Source organism: Micromonospora sp. NPDC048905, assembly GCF_040649655.1.
GTDB lineage: Bacteria > Actinomycetota > Actinomycetes > Mycobacteriales > Micromonosporaceae > Micromonospora.
The window spans coordinates 494900-514098 of record NZ_JBEZFV010000005.1; the positions used below are offsets into that span (position 1 = coordinate 494900).

The window sequence follows — 19199 nt, forward strand, 5'->3', positions numbered from 1 at the left end:
ACGCGGACCGCTTTCCGGCCCGGCTCCGGGCGGTCAGGCTTGATCCCTGCGCCGGGCACGGCAGGCCCCGCCCCCGTCGTGGGCGCTGCGCGTCCGTGCGTGCCTCGCCCGCCGGGGGGTTGAGAGATCTTGGTGGTTTTTGGTCGACGTTGATGTTGCTTATGTGGAGGCGGTTACCAGCCTCTTGCTTTCCACTGGGGGAGGGCTGGGCGCTCGGCTCCCAGGGTGCTGTCCTTGCCGTGGCCGGGGTAGAACCAGGTGTCGTCCGGCAGTTGATCGAACAGCTTGTGCTCGACGTCGTCGATCAGCGCGGCGAAGCGCTCCGGGTCCTTGTCCGTGTTGCCCACGCCACCTGGGAAAAGACTGTCGCCAGTCCAAAGGTGCGGGGTGCCGGCCGGGTCGCGGTAGAGCAGGGCGATCGAGCCCGGGGTGTGCCCCTTGATGTGGATGACCTCCAACGCGCAGTCGCCGACCGGCACGGTGTCGCCGTCGCCGAGACGCTCCGCCTCGATCGGAAGCCCGTCCGCGTCGTCGACGTGCACCAGCGCCCGCGCGCCGGTCTTGGCGACCACCTCCTCCAGGGCCACCCAGTGGTCCATGTGCTGGTGCGTCGTCACCACGGCGGTGAGCCCACCGTCGCCGATCAGCTCCAGCAACCGGGGCGCCTCGTTGGCGGCGTCGATCAGCACCTGGTCACCGGTGCCCGTGCAGCGCAGCAGGTACGCGTTGTTGTCCATCGGACCCACCGACAGCTTGCTGATGGTCAGCCCGTCCAGCTCGCGTACCGCCGGCGCGCCGCCGTGGGTGACGTCTCCGCTATATGTCATGACGCTTCTATATCCATTCCGGTGGAGTAGGCAGGGGGCCGTCGGGAGTGACGGAGAGCGGGCCGCCGTCGGCGCGGCCGATCAGCCAGGCGGCGAGGTCGGGCACGGCACCGGCGACGACCGGGGCGCCGACGCGGTCCCCGATCACCACCTCGTGCCCGCTGCCGTCCGGGCGTAGCACCAACGACGGCGGCGTCGGACCCGTCGAGTGATGGCTGGCGGCCTCCCGCAGCAGCCGGAGGGCGAACGTCTCCGACCAGTCCGCGGGTCGGTAGTCGGCGGCCAGGTCGAGGTGGTGCACCTCGATCTCGCGCAGCCGACCCCACACGAGCAGCGCGGCCGGCCAGGGTCCCCTACGCGCCTGCACCGTCGCCGCCCAGGCCTGCGCGGGCATCGCCGCGACCGCCTCGGCGAACAGGTCGGCGGTACGCCGCAGATCGTCCAGGTGCTCGCCGGATGGCCGACCCGAGCCGGACTCGATGTCGGTGGCGCGGGCCGCCAGCGAGGCGTACATCGGCAGTGCCTCGCCGGTGCGGGCCGACGTGAGCAGGTTGACGAAACCGTCGGCGTTGCGCGCCAGATGGGTCAGCACGTGGCCGCGCGTCCAGCCCGGCAGCAGCGACGCCGCGGCCAGGTCCGCGGCGTCGAACGACGCTGCGGTACGCAGGAGCCGGCTGGTGGCCGCGTCCACCTCACCCATCAGCAGGAGCGGATCCGTGGTCACCCGTCGACCCTAGCGGTCCGCCGCCCGCGCCGTCGCCGGGGAAATCGCTTTCGGCGTGCCGGCCGGCGACCTACCGTCAGCGGCAGACGCGGCACCGGGACATCGGACGGAGGTGGTGATCATGCCGGACGTGGCACGCGTGTTCCGCCATCACCTGCTCCGACACCGATGAGGATGCCATGACGATCGATCTGACCGCGCTCGGCTGGGATGCCGAGCGGGCGACGTACGCCGCGCGACGCGGCGAGCACCACCCGGGCCGCGTGGCCCGGGTCGACCGGGGGGTCTGCACGGTGCTCACGGCGGCCGGCCCGGTCCGGGCCAGCCTGGGCGGCGGGGTGCTGGCCGCCGCCGCCCGGGATCCGTCGGCGCTGCCCTGCGCCGGAGACTGGGTGCTGCTCACCCACTGGCCGGACCGGCGCGTCACCGCGGAGGTGGTACTGCCGCGGCGGGGCGCGCTGATCCGCCGTACCGCCGGCAAGGACGCCAGCGGCCAGGTGCTGGCCGCCAACCTGGACGCGGCCGCCGTGGTGGAGCCGGTGCACCCCGAGCCGGACGTGGGCCGTATCGAGCGACTGCTCGCCCTGGCCCACGAGTCCGGTGCCCGGCCGCTTGTCGTGCTGACGAAGGCCGACCTCGCGGCCGATCCGGCCGCGTTGGCCCGCCAGCTTGCCGCGGTCGCCCCCGGGGTGCCGGTGCTGCCGGTCAGCGCCGAACGTGGCGTCGGGCTGGACCCGCTGCGCGCCGAGGTGACGCCAGGCCGCACGCTCGGTCTGCTCGGGCCCTCCGGCGCCGGCAAGTCGAGCCTGGTCAACGCCCTGGTCGGGGCGGTGATGATGCCCACACAGGCGATCCGGCGCGTCGACGGCAAGGGTCGACACACCACCACCTGGCGGGCCCTCGTACCGATCCCCGGTGGCGGTGCCGTGATCGACACGCCCGGGGTGCGCGCGGTGGGCCTGCTGGACGGCGCGGTCGGGCTCGACCGTGCGTTCGCGGACATCGCCGGTCTGGCGCAGGGCTGCCGGTACGCCGACTGCGGCCACGACGGCGAGCCCGCCTGCGCGGTCCGCGAGGCGCTGCAGACCGGCGAGCTCCCCACCCGCCGATGGGAGAGCTGGCGGCGGCTGCAGGGTGAGGTGGCCCAGGAGGGTCGACGGCGCGAGGCGCGGGTGGCGGCGGAGCGGCGCGGCGGGTGGCGCTCGGCCCGGCGACGGGCTGCCCGGCCTCCGTCGCCCGGCGGGTACTGATCGGCGGCCGACCGGGCTGAGCTGGGGGAATGTGCGGGCGGGGGAAACTGTCATACCTCGGGGCTAGAGTTGCCGAGGCGTGTTTCCTGCGCCCGCACGACCGCTCAGATCAACCCAGAGCGGGACAGATCCTTCGCTTCGTCTTCTCCCGGGAGTACACGCACCGTGGCCGACCGACTGATCATCCGTGGCGCGCGCGAGCACAACCTGCGTGACGTCAGTCTCGACCTGCCCCGGGACGCACTCATCGTGTTCACCGGGCTGTCCGGGTCGGGCAAGTCGAGCCTGGCCTTCGACACGATCTTCGCCGAGGGGCAGCGCCGCTACGTCGAGTCGCTCTCGTCGTACGCCCGGCAGTTCCTCGGCCAGATGGACAAGCCAGACGTCGACTTCATCGAGGGCCTGAGCCCCGCCGTCTCCATCGACCAGAAGTCCACCTCGCGCAATCCGCGGTCGACCGTCGGCACCATCACCGAGGTCTACGACTACCTGCGTCTGCTCTACGCGCGCATCGGCGAGCCGCACTGCCCGGTCTGTGGCGAGCGGATCTCCCGGCAGAGCCCTCAGCAGATCGTCGACCGGGTCCTCGCGATGGCCGAGGGCACCAAGTTCATGGTGCTCGCCCCGGTGATCCGTGGGCGCAAGGGCGAGTACGTCGACCTCTTCGCCGAGCTCCAGGCCAAGGGCTACGCCCGGGCCCGGGTCGACGGCGTGGTGCACCCGCTGACCGAGCCGCCGAAGCTCAAGAAGCAGGAGAAGCACACCATCGAGGTGGTGATCGACCGCCTCACCGTCAAGGCGAGCGCCAAGCAGCGGCTGACCGACTCGGTCGAGGCCGCCCTCGGCCTGTCCAGCGGTCTGGTGCTGCTCGACTTCGTCGACCTGGCCGAGGACGACCCGGACCGGGAGCGCCGTTACTCCGAGCACCTGGCCTGCCCCAACGACCACCCGCTCGCCATCGAGGATCTCGAGCCCCGGGTCTTCTCCTTCAACGCCCCCTACGGCGCCTGCCCGGAGTGCACCGGTCTGGGCACCAAGAAGGAGGTCGACCCGGAGCTGCTGGTCCCCGATCCGGAGCGCAGCCTGCGCGAGGGCGCCATCCAGCCCTGGTCCACCGGGCACAACCTGGAATACTTCCTGCGCCTGCTGGAGGCGCTCGGCGAGGCCCAGCACTTCGACGTCGACACCCCGTGGCGGGCGTTGCCGGCGCGGGCGCAGAAGACGATCCTGCACGGCTCCGACGACCAGGTGCACGTGCGTTACCGCAACAAGTACGGCCGTGAGCGCTCCTACTACACCGGCTTCGAGGGTGTGGTGCAGTGGATCGAGCGGCGGCACTCCGACACCGAGTCCGAGTGGTCCCGCGACAAGTACGAGGGCTACATGCGCGACGTGCCGTGTGCGGCGTGCGGCGGCGCCCGGCTCAAGCCCGAGGTGCTCGCGGTCACCCTCGCCGGCAAGAGCATCGCCGAGGTCTGCAACCTGTCCGTGGGGGAGTGCGCCGACCTGCTCGCCGGCATCGAGCTGACCGACCGGCAGAAGATGATCGCCGAGCGGGTCCTCAAGGAGATCAACGCCCGGCTGCGGTTCCTGCTCGACGTCGGCCTGGACTACCTCTTCCTGGACCGCCCGGCCGGCACGCTCTCCGGCGGCGAGGCGCAGCGCATCCGGCTGGCCACCCAGATCGGCTCCGGCCTGGTGGGCGTGCTCTACGTGCTCGACGAGCCGTCGATCGGGCTGCACCAGCGCGACAACCACCGGTTGATCGAGACCCTGATCCGGCTGCGCGGCCTGGGCAACACGCTGATCGTGGTGGAGCACGACGAGGACACGATCCGCACCGCCGACTGGATCGTCGACATCGGGCCCGGCGCGGGTGAGCACGGCGGCAAGATCGTGCACAGCGGCTCGGTCCCCGCACTGCTGAAGAACAAGGAGTCGATCACCGGGGCGTACCTGTCCGGGCGTCGGTCGATCCCGACACCGTCGACCCGCCGGCCGCAGGATCCGGGCCGGGAGCTGGTGGTGCACGGCGCGCGGGAGCACAACCTGCGCAACCTGACCGTCCCGTTCCCGCTGGGCCAGCTCATCGCGGTCACCGGGGTCAGTGGCTCCGGCAAGTCGACGCTCGTCAACGACATCCTGTACGCGGTGCTGGCCAACCAGATCAACGGCGCCCGGTTGGTGCCCGGCCGGCACACCCGGGTCTCCGGTCTGGAGAACGTGGACAAGGTCGTCGGCGTGGACCAGTCGCCGATCGGCCGTACGCCGCGCTCCAACCCGGCCACCTACACCGGGGTCTGGGACCACGTCCGCAAGCTCTTCGCCGAGACCACCGAGGCGAAGGTCCGCGGGTACGGCCCGGGTCGGTTCTCCTTCAACGTCAAGGGCGGGCGTTGCGAGGCCTGCTCCGGCGATGGCACGATCAAGATCGAGATGAACTTCCTGCCGGACGTGTACGTCCCCTGCGAGGTCTGCAAGGGTGCCCGGTACAACCGGGAGACCCTGGAGGTGCACTACAAGGGCAAGACCGTCTCGGACGTGCTGGAGATGCCGATCGAGGAGGCCGCCGAGTTCTTCTCCGCCATCCCGCCCATCCACCGGCACCTCAAGACCCTTGTCGACGTGGGCCTGGGCTACGTACGCCTCGGTCAACCCGCGCCAACCCTGTCCGGCGGCGAGGCGCAGCGGGTCAAGCTCGCCTCCGAGCTGCAGAAGCGCTCCACCGGGCGGACGGTCTACGTGCTCGACGAGCCGACCACCGGTCTGCACTTCGAAGACATCCGCAAGCTGCTGATGGTGCTGGAAGGGCTCGTCGACAAGGGCAACACGGTGATCACCATCGAGCACAACCTCGACGTGATCAAGACGGCCGACTGGCTGATCGACATGGGTCCGGAGGGGGGCCACCGGGGCGGCACCGTGCTCGCCACCGGCACCCCCGAGGAGGTCGCCGAGGTCGCCGAGAGCCACACCGGCGAGTTCCTGCGCCAGGTGCTCAAGCTCGACGGCGCGGCGGCGGGCGCGGCGGCCGCCACCACCCGGGCGGCCAAGGCCAACGGTGTCACCAAGGCGCGGGCGAGCCGCAAGGTGCCCGCCGCCGCACGGTGACCTCCACCTGCCAGAGTCCGGCGCGCGCGACGCCGGTCGGGTCGCCTGCGGCGGTCCCGACCGGCGTCGCGCTGCCCGTGCCGTCGAGACCTGATCGGTCGAGGGGCACCCCGTCCCATTTCAGGTTCGGACGGATGCCGTGGTGAACCATCCGGCACAGTTGCTCGTGTGGACAAAGTGTGGCCGGCTCTTGACCGGCGCGGCGGGCTAGAGAGAGGCGAGGCATGAGTGACGATCAGGCGCTGACCGGTCCGGGTACGCAGACACGGCGCACCCTGCTCACCGGCGTCGGGGCGGTCGGCGCGGCCGTCGTCCTGGCGGCCTGCGGCAGTGACGACGGCGACAGTGGCAGCGATGCCCCCACCAGCGGTGGCCCGGCGGTGCCCAGCAGCGGTGACGCCGGCGGCGGCGACCGGCAGGGTGCCCAGTCCCTGGCGACCACGGCCGACATCCCGGTCGGTGGCGGCAAGGTCCTCGCCGCCCAGGGTGTGGTCATCACCCAGCCGGTGGCCGGCCAGTTCAAGGGTTTCAGCCCGATCTGCACCCACCAGAACTGCCCGGTGACGAACGTCGACGGCGGCACGATCAACTGCACCTGCCACAACAGCAAGTTCTCGATCGAGGACGGCTCGGTGAAGGCCGGCCCCGCCACCAAGCCGCTGCCTCCCAGGGACATCAAGGTCACCGGAGACCAGATCTCGCTGGCCTGACGGTTCGGGGGAGCGACCAGCGCGCCTCCGCCACCAATCGATTCGCGTTTCGGGAAGTCGGGGTATCCGCGTCCAGCCGACACCCCGACTTCCCGGAAACCGAGTGGATCTAGCGCCGGCAACGGGCTGTCGGTGGTGCGGACTAGGCTTGTTGACGTGGCTGACCCCTCGACCTACCGTCCCGCACCCGGCACCATCCCGGAGTCACCGGGGGTCTACCGCTTCCGCGACGGGACCGGCCGGGTGATCTACGTCGGCAAGGCGAAGAACCTGCGCAGCCGGCTCAACTCCTACTTCGGCGACGTCTGGAATCTGCACGAGCGCACCCGGCAGATGGTCACCACCGCCGAGTCGGTGGACTGGATCATCGTCGGCACCGAGGTCGAGGCGCTCCAGCACGAGTTCACCTGGATCAAGCAGTACGACCCTCGGTTCAACGTCCGCTACCGCGACGACAAGTCGTACCCCTACCTGGCCGTCACCCTCAACGAGGAATACCCCCGGTTGCAGGTGATGCGCGGCGCCAAGCGCAAGGGGGTGCGCTACTTCGGTCCGTATTCGCACGCCTGGGCCATCCGCGAGACCCTCGACCTGCTGCTCCGGGTGTTCCCCGCCCGGACGTGCTCGGCCGGCGTGTTCAAACGCGCCGGTCAGGTCGGCCGTCCCTGCCTCCTCGGCTACATCGGCAAGTGCTCGGCGCCGTGCGTCGGCACCGTCTCCGCCGACGAACACCGCGCGATCGTCGACGGGTTCTGCGACTTCATGGCCGGGCGCACCGACACCATGGTCCGCAAGATCGAGCGCGAGATGACCGAGGCGAGCGAGCAACTGGAGTTCGAGCGTGCCGCCCGGCTGCGGGACGACGTGGCCGCGCTCCGCCGGGCCATGGAGAAGCAGACAGTCGTGCTGGGCGACGGCACCGACGCCGACGTGGTCGCGTTCGCCGACGATCCGCTTGAGGCGGCCGTGCAGGTCTTCCACGTCCGCGACGGCCGGGTCCGCGGCCAGCGAGGGTGGGTGGTGGAGAAGACCGAGGACCTGACCACCGGCGACCTGGTGCACCACTTCTGCACCCAGGTGTACGGGGGCGAGCAGGGCGAGGCCGACGTGCCCCGGGAGTTGCTGGTGCCCGAGCTGCCCGCCGACGCCGACGCGCTGGCGGAGTGGCTCTCCGAGCACCGGGGCAGCCGGGTGTCGCTGCGGGTGCCGCAGCGCGGCGACAAGCGCTCACTCATGGAGACGGTGGAGCGCAACGCGAAGGACGCGCTGGCCCGGCACAAGCTGAAGCGTTCCGGTGACCTGACCACCCGGGGCAAGGCGTTGGACGAGATCAGCGAGGCGCTGGGCATGCGCACCTCGCCGCTGCGCATCGAGTGTTTCGACATCTCCCAGATCCAGGGCACCGACGTGGTCGCCAGCATGGTGGTCTTCGAGGACGGGTTGCCCCGCAAGAGCGAGTACCGCCGGTTCATCGTCCGGGGCGCCACCGACGACCTGTCCGCCATGTCCGAGGTCCTCCGCCGCCGCTTCGCCCGATACCTCGACGCGAGGGCCGAGACGGGCGAGGTGGGGGTGGAGTCGGCCGACGACCCGGCCGCCCCGGAGGATGCGGTGGAGCCCCAGGTCGGCGTCCTGATCGATCCGACCACCGGCCGGCCGCGGAAATTCGCGTACCCGCCACAGTTGGTGGTCGTCGACGGCGGCGCCCCACAGGTCGCGGCCGCCGCGCAGGCCCTCGCCGACCTGGGCATCGACGACGTGGCGCTCTGCGGTCTGGCCAAGCGGCTGGAGGAGGTCTGGCTCCCGGACGACGAGCTGCCGGTCATCCTGCCGCGCACCTCGGAAGGGCTCTACCTGCTGCAACGGGTCCGTGACGAGGCCCACCGGTTCGCCATCACCTTCCATCGGCAGCGCCGATCCAAGCGGATGACCGAGTCGGCACTGGACCACGTGCCCGGCCTCGGGGAGGTGCGGCGCAAGGCGCTGCTGCGCCACTTCGGGTCACTCAAGCGGCTCTCCGCCGCAACGGTCGAGGAGATCACCGAGGTGCCCGGGGTGGGTCGACGCACCGCCGAGGCGATCCTGGCCGCCCTCGACAAGGACACGGCGACCGTCGAGAGCGCGGAAGCGGCCCCCGGCACCTGACGTTGCCCTCGTCTCCTCCGCGCGTGGTCAGTCGCGGCACCGATGATCGTGCTCGATCCTGGTTGTAGTGGTCTCGTCCGCGCGGTGAGGGGCCTGTTTCCTGGATCGAGCACGATCATGGGGTGGGTGTCATCGCCGGGCGTATCGGCGGCGGTGTCGGGTGTTGCCACCGCGGTAACGATCCGCGCAGCATCAGGGGACTGCTGCCTCGCTGCGACCTGAGGCAGCACTCTCCGGAACGTGCGCGGGTCGTGGCTTGCGTGGGGTGCGGGTGCCGGGGGCCTGATGTCCGGTTCCGGGGGTGTCGGGGTGAGGTGGTTGTCTGGTTTCGCGCCCCGTGTCCTGGGGTCGGGGTCACCCTCGCGGCGGAATCGGTGGCCGGGCGGGGTCGTTATACCTGGCAGACCCCGCACAGTCAGGCCCACCGCAGCAGTCAGGGTCGCGGAGCGCGGCAGCCGGCGGGAACATCCGGCAGGCCGCCCCGGTTACATCCCCCGCACGGCCGAGCACCACCACCGGCCAACCCCCGGGCACGCGGAATGCGCCACCCCCGGTGGGAGGCGGAATGACCCGCCACCGCGAACGGTTACACCCTGTCCCGACGCCGACCCCTGCGGGTCGCCGGGCAAGAACCCCCCTCGCACTTCCCGCACGATCACCCACCCCCGGGTGTGGTGTGGGCACCCCCGATGCAGAGGAGCACGCCATCATGCGTACCGATCTGATCCGTAAGACCGCCCTGACCGCCGCCGGCCTCGCCTTCACCGGCGGTGCCATCGCCGGACCCGTCACCACCGCGTTCGCCGCGCCCAGCACCGACAAGCCCACCACCCAGACCCAGACCGACCGTAAGGGTCACGGTGAGCGCGAACTGGGCGTGCGCTACGAGGCGCAGCCGAACTTCTACTACTGCGGCCCCGCCGCCACCCGAAACGCCCTGAGTGTGCAGGGCAAGAACATCAACGTCGATGACATGGCCAAGGAAATGGGCACCACCGAGGCCGGCACCAACAGCATCAACGACATCACCCCGGTCCTGAACAAGGAAACCGGCAAGACCGACGCCTACCACAGCGTGGAGATCAGCAGCCCCGACGCCGACGCCAAGCAGACCGACCGGCTACGCGCCGACATCGTCACGACCGTCGACGACGGCCGGGCCGTGGTCGCGAACATCGCCGGCACCAGCACCGACACCGACGGCGGTGTGCACTCCTACGAGGGCGGGCACTACATCAGCGTCGTCGGCTACCGCGACAACGGCACCACCGTCAAGATCGCCGACTCCGCCGACCCGAACACCGCCTCCTACTGGATCACCGTCGAGCACCTCGCCGACTGGATCGCCACCCGCGGCTACGCCACCAGCTGACCCACCCACCAGCAAGGCCGCACCACGGCAACGCCGCACCACCGCAAGGCCGCACCACGGCAAGGCCGCACCAGCCAAGGGCCGGACCCCCACGGGGTTCGGCCCTTCGGCATCGCTGACGTCAGTCGACGGCGAGGACGCCGAGGATCTGTTCGCCGTACTTGGCGAGCTTGTTCTCGCCGACCCCGCTGACGCGGGACAAGTCGGCCAGCGTGCCCGGCGCGTCGCTGGCGATCTGTCGAAGCGTGGCGTCGTGGAAGATCACGTACGCCGGGACGCCCTGCTCCTTGGCGCTGGCCGCCCGCCAGCTCCGGAGTCGCTCGAACAGCGACGCGGCGGCCGGGGTCAGCTCGGCCACCACGGTGGCCGCGCCGCGTGGTTTCGACGAGCGGCTGGAGGCCGGCTTCTCCGGCTCGCGGCGCATCGTGACCGTGCGGCGGCGACCCAGGACGTCGGCGCTCGCCTCGGTCAGGGCGAGCGTGCCGTAGTCGCCCTCCACAGCGAGCAACCCTTCGGCGAGCAGTTGTCGGACCACGCCCCGCCACTCCGCCTCGCTCAGCTCGGAGCCGATGCCGAAGACGGTGAGCGAGTCGTGACCGTGCTGGCTGATCTTGTCGGTCTGTTTGCCGAGCAGGATGTCGATGCAGTGCCCGGCGCCGAAGCGCTGGTTGCGCTCGCGGTCGAGACGGAAGATCGCGGAGAGCAACTTCTGGGCGGCGACCGTGCCGTCCCAGGTCTCCGGTGGGGTGAGGCAGGTGTCGCAGTTGCCGCAGGCTGCCGTGGAGGTCTCGCCGAAGTATTCGAGCAGTTGGACCCGCCGGCAGCGCACCGTCTCGCAGAGGGCGAGCATCGCGTCCAGGTGCGCGGCGAGGTTGCGGCGGTGGGCGAGGTCGCCGTCGGAGGTTTCGATCATCTTGCGTTGCTGGACGACGTCCTGCAGCCCGTACGCCAGCCAGGCCGTGGAGGGCAGGCCGTCCCGCCCGGCGCGGCCGGTCTCCTGGTAGTAGCCCTCGACGGACTTGGGCAGGTCGAGGTGGGCGACGAATCGGACGTCGGGCTTGTCGATGCCCATGCCGAAGGCGATGGTGGCCACCATGACGAGGCCGTCCTCGCGCAGGAAGCGCTGTTGGTTGCGAGCGCGGGTGGCCGCGTCCAACCCGGCGTGGTACGGCAGCGCGGCGATGCCGTTGGTGACGAGGAACTCGGCGGTCTTGTCGACCGAGGCGCGGGACAGGCAGTAGACGATGCCGGCGTCGCCGGGGTGCTCGTCGCGCAGCAGCGTCAGCAGTTGCTTGCGTGGCTCCCGCTTGGGCACGATCCGGTACTGGATGTTGGGCCGGTCGAAGCTCGCCACGAAGTGCCGCGCGTCGTCGAGCTTGAGCCGGGTGGCGATCTCGGTGCGGGTGGCGCTTGTCGCGGTGGCGGTCAGCGCGATCCGCGGCACCTCTGGCCAGCGCTCGTGCAGCATCGACAGCGCGAGGTAGTCGGGGCGGAAGTCGTGGCCCCACTGGGACACGCAGTGCGCCTCGTCGATCGCGAACAGGGAGATGCGCCCCCGGTCGAGCAGGGCGAGGGTGGAGCGGACGCCGAGCGCCTCCGGGGCCAGGTAGAGCAGGTCCAGCTCGCCGGCGACGAAGGCGGCCTCGACCCGGCGTCGGGCGTCCAGGGTCTGGGTCGAGTTGAGGAAGCCGGCGCGGACGCCGACGGCGGTGAGGGCGTCCACCTGGTCCTGCATGAGCGCGATCAGTGGGGACACGACGACCGCGACGCCGTCGCGGACCAGGGCCGGGATCTGGTAGCACAGCGACTTGCCACCACCGGTGGGCATCAACACCAGGGCGTCGCCGCCGGCGACCACATGGTCGATCACCTGCTGCTGGAAACCGCGGAAGGCGTCGTAGCCGAACACCCGGCGCAGCACCGGCAGCGCGCCTTCGGTACGCAGGTCGGTGGGGGAAGCCATCCGCGGAGTCTACGAGCCCACCCCGACAGCACCCGCCCGGCGCTCCCGAGTGGGTGGGCGCGTCGGGCGGGCGGTGCGGTCAGCCGGGCTGGCTGGACCGGTTCGCCAGACCGCGCGGCGGGGCCTTCATCCCGACCACGATGTCGACGATCTCGATGTAGCGGGCCTTGCCGCCCATCCGGAACGCGGTGGCCGCCGCGTTGATCTCCTCGAGGGTGTCGCCCTCGACGATCGTGACCTGGTCGTACTTGCCGTTCACCCCGGTCGTCACGACGTGCGTGAGCTGCTTGGCGAAGCGGCCCAGGTCCCGTGCGTGCTCGGCGGAGACCTCGTGGATGCCCTCCCGGCCGAGCGCGAAGTACTCCGGGCTGATCCGCATGAACAGGAAGCCGATGTATTTGTTCTTGTCCGCAAGGTCGTGCATCGCACCCTCCCAGATGTCGGTCTGACCTGCGACGATCACGAAGAGCTTATTGATGCCTACTGATCGTTATCAAGGCCGACGACTGTCGGGAGCACGACCGCCGACCGTCGGTCGCCGGACGACCCGGGACAGGTGCCGGCCCCCGCTCGGATGGCGGGATAGAGTCGCTGATTGACCAATCGCGGCCGAGGGGGCCGCGGCGCCACAGCTTGGGGGTACGGGTGAGCGAGGCGCGCGCAGCCGGTGACCGGATCGACGATCCGGTTGCCGTGGACGGGCAGCTGGCGGCCGAGTCGGAGACCACACTCGTGGTGGTGACCGGCGTCTCCGGGGGTGGCCGCAGCACTGTCGCCCGGGCGCTGGAGAACGTCGGCTACTACGTGGTCGACAACCTGCCGCAGGCGCTGATGCTGGACATGGCCGAGTTGGCGTTCAAGGCGGGCGGGGCGGCTCGGCGTACCGCGATGGTGCTGGACGTCCGGTCGCGGGCCTTCTCCACGGACCTGGCCGGGGCGATCCGGGAGCTGAAGGAACGCGGCTTCTCGCCCCGGGTGGTCTTCGTCGACGCCGACGACGAGGTGTTGATCCGCCGGTTCGAGAGCGTCCGGCGCTCGCACCCGTTGCAGGGCGACGGGCGGCTGGCGGACGGCATCGCCGTGGAGCGTGGCCTGCTGGAGGAGGCGCGTGACCAGGCCGACGTGATCATCGACACCAGCCACCTCAACGTCAACCAGCTCCGGCGTCGCATCGAGGAGCTGTTCGGCGGCGAGGACGCCCGCCGGCTGCGGGTCACCGTGCTGTCGTTCGGCTTCAAGTACGGCCTGCCGCCGGACGCCGATTTCGTGCTCGACGCCCGTTTCCTGCCGAACCCGTACTGGGTGCCGGAGCTGCGCGAGCACACCGGTCGGGAGGAGGCGGTCAGCGCGTACGTGCTGGGTCAGGAGGGCGCGGAAGCCTTCGTCACCTCGTACGCCGACCTGGTCAACGCCACCACCGCCGGCTTCGAGCGGGAGGGCAAGCGGTACCTGACGGTCGCCGTGGGCTGTACCGGCGGCAAGCACCGCAGCGTGGCAATCGCCGAGGAGTTGGCCAGCCGCCTGCGCCACTCCGGGCTGGCGGCCAACGCCCAGCACCGCGACCTGGGGCGCGAATGACGGCCCGCCGGGTGGTGGCGTTCGGCGGTGGGCACGGGCTCTCCGCGTCCTTGCGGGCGCTGCGCCACTGCGCACCCGAACTCGATCTCGACATCACCGCCGTGGTCACCGTCGGGGACGACGGCGGCTCCAGCGGCCGCCTGCGCGCCGAGCGGGGTGGACTGCCCCCGGGTGACCTGCGTCAGGCGCTGGTGGCGCTGGCCGGCGACCACCCGGCCACCCGACGCAGCGCCGGGTTGTTCCAGCACCGCTTCGCCGCCGTGCCGGCCGGCGTACCCCAACTTGGCGAAGCCGACCCGGACCCGGCGGCGACCGACGGCCGTAGCCCGCGTGACCAGGGCGCCGGTGGCCTCGGCCCGCGTGACCAGAGCACGGGCGGCCAGGGTACGGGCGGCCGGTGCGCGGCGCCCGGCGACGGGCTGGCCGGGCACGCGGTGGGCAACCTGGTGCTCTGCGGTCTCATGGAGCTGCTCGGTGACCCGGTGGCCGCGCTGGAGCACGCAGGCGCGATGCTCGGCGCGGTCGGCCGGGTGTTGCCGATGTCCCGACAGCCGGTCGGCATCGAGGCGCAGGTACGCGGTGTCGACCCGGCCGCCCCCGACGAGGTGCGGACCGTGCGCGGCCAGCACCAGGTGGCGGTCACCACCGGGCGGGTCGAGTCGCTGCGCCTCACGCCCGCCGCCCCGGCAGCCTGTGCCGAGGCCATCGAGGCGATCATGGCGGCGGACTGGTTGATCTTCGGGCCGGGCAGCTGGTACACGAGCGTGCTCCCGCACCTGCTGGTGCCGCAGTTGGCCGACGCGATCGTGTCCACCTCGGCCCGGCGGCTGGTCACGTTGAACCTCGCCGCGGAGAAGGAGACCCTCGGGCTCTCGGTCGCCGACCACCTCGCGGCCCTGCACTGGTACCTGGCCGAGCTCAAGGTGGATCTCGTGCTCGCCGATGCCCTGGCGGTGGGTGACCCCGAACCGGTCGAACGTGCGGCAGAATCGCTGGGTGCCCGCCTGGTCCTCGCCCCCGTCGCCGTCACCGACGGCACTCCCCGCCATGATCCGGCTGCCCTGGGCGCCGCGCTGGTGCCTGTCCTGGGCGCCGATCGTTAGACACGTACGTAATCTCCGGCGACACGCCGGAACCGGTCCGTGAGGGGACGCACAATGGCGATGACGGCCGCGGTCAAGGACGAGCTGAGTCGGGTCGACGTGCCCAAGCCCTGCTGTCGGCGGGCGGAGATGGCCGCACTGCTGCGCTTCGCCGGCGGGCTGCACATCGTCTCCGGCCGCGTGGTGGTGGAGGCGGAACTGGACACGGGGGCGGTGGCCCGGCGGTTACGCCGGGAGGTCGCCGAGGTCTACGGATATCCCAGCGAGATCCACGTGCTGGCGTCCGGTGGACTGCGCAAGGGCAGCCACTTCATCGTGCGGGTGGTCAAGGACGGCGAGGCCCTCGCCCGGCAGACCGGCCTGCTCGACGTGCGGGGCCGCCCGGTGCGCGGGCTGCCCCCGCACGTGGTGGCGGCGAACGTCTGCTGCGCGGTCTCCGCGTGGCGGGGCGCGTTCATGGCCCACGGTTCGCTCACCGAACCCGGCCGCTCCAGCGCTCTGGAGATCACCTGCCCGGGGCCGGAGTCGGCGTTGGCGCTTGTCGGCGCGGCCCGCCGCATCGGCATCACCGCCAAGAACCGCGAGGTGCGCGGCGTGGACCGGGTGGTGGTCAAGGACGGCGACGCGATCGCCGCGCTGCTCACCCGCATCGGCGCGCACTCCAGCGTGCTGGCCTGGGAGGAGCGTCGGGTACGCCGGGAGGTGCGCGCCACCGCCAACCGGCTCGCCAACTTCGACGACGCCAACCTGCGCCGCTCGGCGCGCGCCGCGGTCGCTGCCGCCGCCCGGGTCACCCGCGCGCTGGAGATCCTCGCCGAGGAGGCGCCCAACCACCTGACCGACGCCGGGCGGCTGCGCCTGGAGCACCGGCAGGCGTCCTTGGAGGAGTTGGGCGCGCTGGCTGACCCGCCGCTGACCAAGGACGCCATCGCCGGGCGGATCCGCCGGCTGCTCGCCCTGGCCGACAAGCGCGCCCGGGACCTCGGCATCCCGGATACGGAAGCGGCAGTCACGCCCGACATGCTCGTGGTCTGATAGGACGGTGGGGTCGCACGGTGTGCCCGGGAGCACGACCCGGCGCGGCGTGGTCTCGCACGCTCGGATAGGGTCGCTGCGTACGGCAAGGGGGCCGACACCGGCACTCCTCGCTGTGCCCACCGCCTCGGGCGGTCAGGTCCGCAGACCGCGCGGCGGGGTGGCCGAGATGAACCGTCAGCGGCCGGCTCCAACGGTCGGCGCACACCATTCCCGCCGGCCCGTTGTCTGAAGCCGGTGGACCAGAACGCGAGGAGATGGGACCTTGACCATCCGGGTTGGCATCAACGGCTTTGGCCGAATCGGCCGTAACTTCTTCCGGGCAGTGCTGGCGTCTGACGCCGACATCGAGGTCGTGGCGGTCAACGACCTGACCGACAACGGCACGCTCGCCCACCTGCTCAAGTACGACAGCATCCTCGGCCGCCTGCCCTACGAGGTCAAGGCCACCGCCGACGAGATCACCGTCGGTGGCAAGACCATCAAGGCGTACGCCGAGAAGGACCCGTCGAAGCTGCCGTGGGGCGACCTGAACGTCGACGTCGTCATCGAGTCGACCGGCTTCTTCACCGACGCCACCAAGGCCAAGGCGCACGTCGACGGCGGGGCCAAGAAGGTCATCATCTCCGCCCCGGCGAAGAACGAGGACGTCACCGTCGTCATGGGTGTCAACCACGACACCTACGACCCGGCGAAGCACACCATCATCTCCAACGCTTCGTGCACCACCAACTGCCTCGCCCCGATGGCGAAGGTCCTGCACGACACGTTCGGCATCCAGCACGGTCTGATGACGACGATCCACGCGTACACCCAGGACCAGAACCTCCAGGACGCGCCGCACTCGGACCTGCGTCGGGCCCGGGCCGCAGCGCTGAACATCGTTCCGACCTCGACCGGCGCCGCCAAGGCCATCGGCCTGGTGCTGCCGGACCTCAAGGGCAAGCTCGACGGGTACGCGCTGCGGGTGCCGATCCCGACCGGCTCGGTCACCGACCTCACCGTCAACGTGGGTCGGGAGACCACCGTGGACGAGGTCAACGCCGCGCTGAAGGCCGCCGCGGACGGCCCGCTCAAGGGCATCCTGGTCTACAACGAGGACCCGATCGTCTCCTCCGACATCGTCACCGACCCGGCGTCGTGCATCTTCGACGCGCCGCTGACCAAGGTCGTTGGCAACCAGGTCAAGGTCGTCGGCTGGTACGACAACGAGTGGGGCTACTCCAACCGGCTCGTCGACCTGGTCAAGTTGGTCGGTAGCTCGCTGTGAGCATCCGGACCCTCGACGACCTGCTCGCCGAGGGGGTGGCAGGTCGGCGCGTGCTGGTGCGCGCCGACCTGAACGTCCCGCTCGACAAGCAGTCCGGTGCCATCGACGATCATAACTCCGCCTCCGCGCCGCAAGGCGGCACTCCGGACGGAGTGAGGATCGCTGACGACGGTCGCATCCGCGCGGTGCTGCCGACCCTCGGCGCGCTGGTCGAGGCCGGCGCGAAGGTGGTCGTCTGCTCGCACCTGGGCCGCCCGAAGGGCGCTCCGGACCCGCAGTTCAGCCTTCGCCCGGTCGCCGGGCGCCTCGGTGAGCTGCTCGGCGCGCCGGTGCACTTCGCGACCGACACCGTCGGTGAGTCCGCCCGTTCCACGGTCGCGGACCTGGCCGACGGCCAGGTCGCCCTTCTGGAGAACCTGCGCTTCAACGCGGGCGAGACCAGCAAGGACGAGGCCGAGCGGGGTGCCTTCGCCGACCAGCTCGCCGCGTTCGGCGACGCGTACGTGGACGACGCGTTCGGCGCCGTGCACCGCAAGCACGCGAGTGTCTTCGACGTGCCGGCCCGGTTGCCGCACGTCGCGGGCCGGCTGGTGCTGCGTGAGGTCGAGGTGCTCTCCAGGCTCACCGCCGACCCGGAGCGGCCGTACGTGGTGGTGCTCGGTGGGTCGAAGGTGTCCGACAAGCTCGCCGTGATCGAGGCACTGCTGCCCACGGTCGACCGGCTGCTCATCGGTGGCGGGATGTGCTTCACCTTCCTCAAGGCCCAGGGCCTGGAGGTGGGCACCTCGCTGCTGGAGAAGGACATGGTCGAGACCTGCCGCAACCTGCTGGAGCGGTCCAACGGCAAGATCATGCTGCCGGTCGACGTGGTGGTGGCGGACGCGTTCGCCCCGGATGCCGCGCACGACACGGTCCGGGTCGACGGCATCCCGAGCCACCGGCTCGGTCTGGATGTCGGCCCGGAGACGGTGGCCGGCTTCAGCGCCGCGCTGTCCCCGGCGAAGACGATCTTCTGGAACGGTCCGATGGGCGTGTTCGAGATGCCTGCCTTCGCGGCGGGCACCCGGGGCATCGCCGAGGCGATCACCAAGGCCGACGCGTTCAGCGTCGTCGGTGGCGGTGACTCGGCGGCGGCGGTCCGTGCCCTGGGGCTGGACGAGTCGTCCTTCGGGCACATCTCCACGGGCGGCGGCGCCTCCCTGGAATACCTCGAGGGCAAGACCCTCCCCGGCATCGCGGCCCTGGAGAACTGAATGTCGAGCACCACCCGTCGGCCGTTGATGGCCGGCAACTGGAAGATGAACCTCAACCACCTCGAGGCCAACCTGCTCGTGCAGAAGTTGGCGGCGAGCCTCACCGAGAAGCAGCTCACCGAGGTCGAGACGGTCGTGCTGCCGCCCTTCACCGACCTGCGGACGGTGCAGACCGCGGTGGACGGCGACAAACTGCTGATCGGCTACGGCGGGCAGGACCTCTCCGCACACGCGTCCGGCGCGTACACCGGGGAGATCTCCGGTCCGATGCTGGCCAAGCTCGGCTGCACCTACGTGGTGGTCGGGCACTCGGAGCGGCGGGCCTACCACAACGAGGACGACGCACTCGTCAACGCCAAGGTGAAGGCGGCGCTGACGCACGGCCTGACGCCGATCCTCTGCGTGGGGGAGGGGCTGGACGTCCGCGAGCAGGGCACCCACGTGGCACACTGCGCCGACCAGCTCGACGGGGGCCTCGCCGGGCTCACCGCCGAGCAGGTGCGGCAGGTCGTGATCGCGTACGAGCCGGTCTGGGCGATCGGCACGGGCAAGACCGCGACGCCGGAGGACGCCCAGGAGGTCTGCGGGGCGGTCCGTCAGCGACTGGCGGAGCGCTTCGACCAGGAGACCGCCGACCAGGTGCGGGTCCTCTACGGCGGCTCGGTCAAGGCGTCGAACGTCGCCTCGATCATGGCCCAGCCGGACGTGGACGGGGGCCTGGTGGGGGGCGCCAGCCTGGACGCGGAGGAATTCGCTCAGATCTGCCGCTTCCCGGAGCACATCGCTCGCTGATCGCTCGGTATCCTGGACACCGCCCGTCCGCCGGTCGGTGCCGCCGTGCCCGATCAGACCGGGCGA

15 protein-coding genes are annotated in these 19199 nt (G+C 71.1%); 11 read left to right on the forward strand and 4 right to left on the reverse strand.

Going from position 1 to position 19199, the window contains the following annotated elements; translation table 11 throughout:
- Positions 1 to 173 precede the first annotated feature (173 nt).
- Together AB0C01_RS16785 and AB0C01_RS16790 are read right to left on the reverse strand one after the other, a co-directional pair.
- Entirely contained in the window at positions 174 to 827 is a 654-nt protein-coding gene (locus AB0C01_RS16785; protein ID WP_357571542.1) for an MBL fold metallo-hydrolase, read from the reverse strand.
- 7 nt (positions 828 to 834) lie between these two features.
- On the reverse strand, positions 835 to 1551 hold the full coding sequence (locus AB0C01_RS16790) for a maleylpyruvate isomerase family mycothiol-dependent enzyme (protein ID WP_357251361.1): 717 nt from the start codon (positions 1549 to 1551) through the stop codon (positions 835 to 837).
- 179 nt (positions 1552 to 1730) lie between these two features.
- Here AB0C01_RS16790 and rsgA point away from each other — a divergent pair, with 179 nt between their 5' ends.
- From rsgA to AB0C01_RS16815, 5 genes are all read left to right on the forward strand, one after another.
- A complete protein-coding gene (rsgA, locus tag AB0C01_RS16795) occupies positions 1731 to 2801 on the forward strand; it encodes a ribosome small subunit-dependent GTPase A (protein ID WP_357251363.1) in 1071 nt (356 codons plus the stop codon).
- 165 nt (positions 2802 to 2966) lie between these two features.
- Positions 2967 to 5912, forward strand: a complete 2946-nt coding sequence (gene uvrA / locus AB0C01_RS16800; RefSeq protein WP_357571543.1) for an excinuclease ABC subunit UvrA — start codon at positions 2967 to 2969, stop codon at positions 5910 to 5912.
- 224 nt (positions 5913 to 6136) lie between these two features.
- On the forward strand, positions 6137 to 6622 hold the full coding sequence (locus AB0C01_RS16805) for a Rieske (2Fe-2S) protein (RefSeq protein WP_357251369.1): 486 nt from the start codon (positions 6137 to 6139) through the stop codon (positions 6620 to 6622).
- Between the two features lie 156 nt (positions 6623 to 6778).
- Positions 6779 to 8767, forward strand: coding sequence for an excinuclease ABC subunit UvrC (gene uvrC / locus AB0C01_RS16810; protein ID WP_357571544.1), 1989 nt, complete (start codon positions 6779 to 6781; stop codon positions 8765 to 8767).
- A gap of 709 nt (positions 8768 to 9476) precedes the next feature.
- Positions 9477 to 10139, forward strand: a complete 663-nt coding sequence (locus tag AB0C01_RS16815; RefSeq protein WP_357571545.1) for a C39 family peptidase — start codon at positions 9477 to 9479, stop codon at positions 10137 to 10139.
- Between the two features lie 121 nt (positions 10140 to 10260).
- Here the strand turns inward: AB0C01_RS16815 and recQ are convergent, their stop codons facing one another.
- Both recQ and AB0C01_RS16825 read right to left on the reverse strand, forming a co-directional pair.
- A complete protein-coding gene (recQ, locus tag AB0C01_RS16820; RefSeq protein WP_357571546.1) occupies positions 10261 to 12102 on the reverse strand; it encodes a DNA helicase RecQ in 1842 nt (613 codons plus the stop codon).
- A 79-nt stretch (positions 12103 to 12181) separates the two neighbouring features.
- Positions 12182 to 12526: a hypothetical protein gene (locus tag AB0C01_RS16825; protein WP_355033230.1), complete on the reverse strand. Its 345-nt coding sequence runs from the start codon at positions 12524 to 12526 to the stop codon at positions 12182 to 12184.
- A gap of 251 nt (positions 12527 to 12777) precedes the next feature.
- Between AB0C01_RS16825 and rapZ the strand changes: the two genes are divergently transcribed.
- From rapZ to tpiA, 6 genes are all read left to right on the forward strand, one after another.
- A complete protein-coding gene (gene rapZ / locus AB0C01_RS16830) occupies positions 12778 to 13680 on the forward strand; it encodes an RNase adapter RapZ (protein WP_357571563.1) in 903 nt (300 codons plus the stop codon).
- Entirely contained in the window at positions 13677 to 14783 is a 1107-nt protein-coding gene (locus AB0C01_RS16835) for a 2-phospho-L-lactate transferase CofD family protein (protein ID WP_357571547.1), read from the forward strand. Before rapZ ends, AB0C01_RS16835 begins: the two co-directional genes overlap by 4 nt.
- Positions 14784 to 14837: 54 nt before the next feature.
- Positions 14838 to 15818 carry a DNA-binding protein WhiA gene (whiA, locus tag AB0C01_RS16840; RefSeq protein ID WP_238681773.1) on the forward strand — a complete coding sequence of 327 codons (981 nt, stop codon included), beginning with the start codon at positions 14838 to 14840 and terminating at the stop codon, positions 15816 to 15818.
- Between the two features lie 265 nt (positions 15819 to 16083).
- Positions 16084 to 17088: a type I glyceraldehyde-3-phosphate dehydrogenase gene (gap, locus tag AB0C01_RS16845; RefSeq protein WP_357251386.1), complete on the forward strand. Its 1005-nt coding sequence runs from the start codon at positions 16084 to 16086 to the stop codon at positions 17086 to 17088.
- On the forward strand, positions 17085 to 18341 hold the full coding sequence (locus AB0C01_RS16850; RefSeq protein WP_357251389.1) for a phosphoglycerate kinase: 1257 nt from the start codon (positions 17085 to 17087) through the stop codon (positions 18339 to 18341). The genes gap and AB0C01_RS16850 overlap by 4 nt, the downstream gene beginning before the upstream one ends.
- Entirely contained in the window at positions 18342 to 19133 is a 792-nt protein-coding gene (tpiA, locus tag AB0C01_RS16855; protein ID WP_357251392.1) for a triose-phosphate isomerase, read from the forward strand. It begins immediately after the preceding gene.
- Positions 19134 to 19199 lie beyond the last annotated feature (66 nt).

Coding starts and splice junctions, on each gene's coding strand:
- AB0C01_RS16785 (WP_357571542.1), bottom strand. CDS start 827: ATGACATATAGCGGAGACGTCACCCACGGCGGCGCGCCGGCGGTACGC.
- rsgA (WP_357251363.1), top strand. CDS start 1,731: ATGACGATCGATCTGACCGCGCTCGGCTGGGATGCCGAGCGGGCGACG.
- AB0C01_RS16805 (WP_357251369.1), top strand. CDS start 6,137: ATGAGTGACGATCAGGCGCTGACCGGTCCGGGTACGCAGACACGGCGC.
- AB0C01_RS16815 (WP_357571545.1), top strand. CDS start 9,477: ATGCGTACCGATCTGATCCGTAAGACCGCCCTGACCGCCGCCGGCCTC.
- recQ (WP_357571546.1), bottom strand. CDS start 12,102: ATGGCTTCCCCCACCGACCTGCGTACCGAAGGCGCGCTGCCGGTGCTG.
- AB0C01_RS16825 (WP_355033230.1), bottom strand. CDS start 12,526: ATGCACGACCTTGCGGACAAGAACAAATACATCGGCTTCCTGTTCATG.
- AB0C01_RS16835 (WP_357571547.1), top strand. CDS start 13,677: ATGACGGCCCGCCGGGTGGTGGCGTTCGGCGGTGGGCACGGGCTCTCC.
- whiA (WP_238681773.1), top strand. CDS start 14,838: ATGGCGATGACGGCCGCGGTCAAGGACGAGCTGAGTCGGGTCGACGTG.
- tpiA (WP_357251392.1), top strand. CDS start 18,342: ATGTCGAGCACCACCCGTCGGCCGTTGATGGCCGGCAACTGGAAGATG.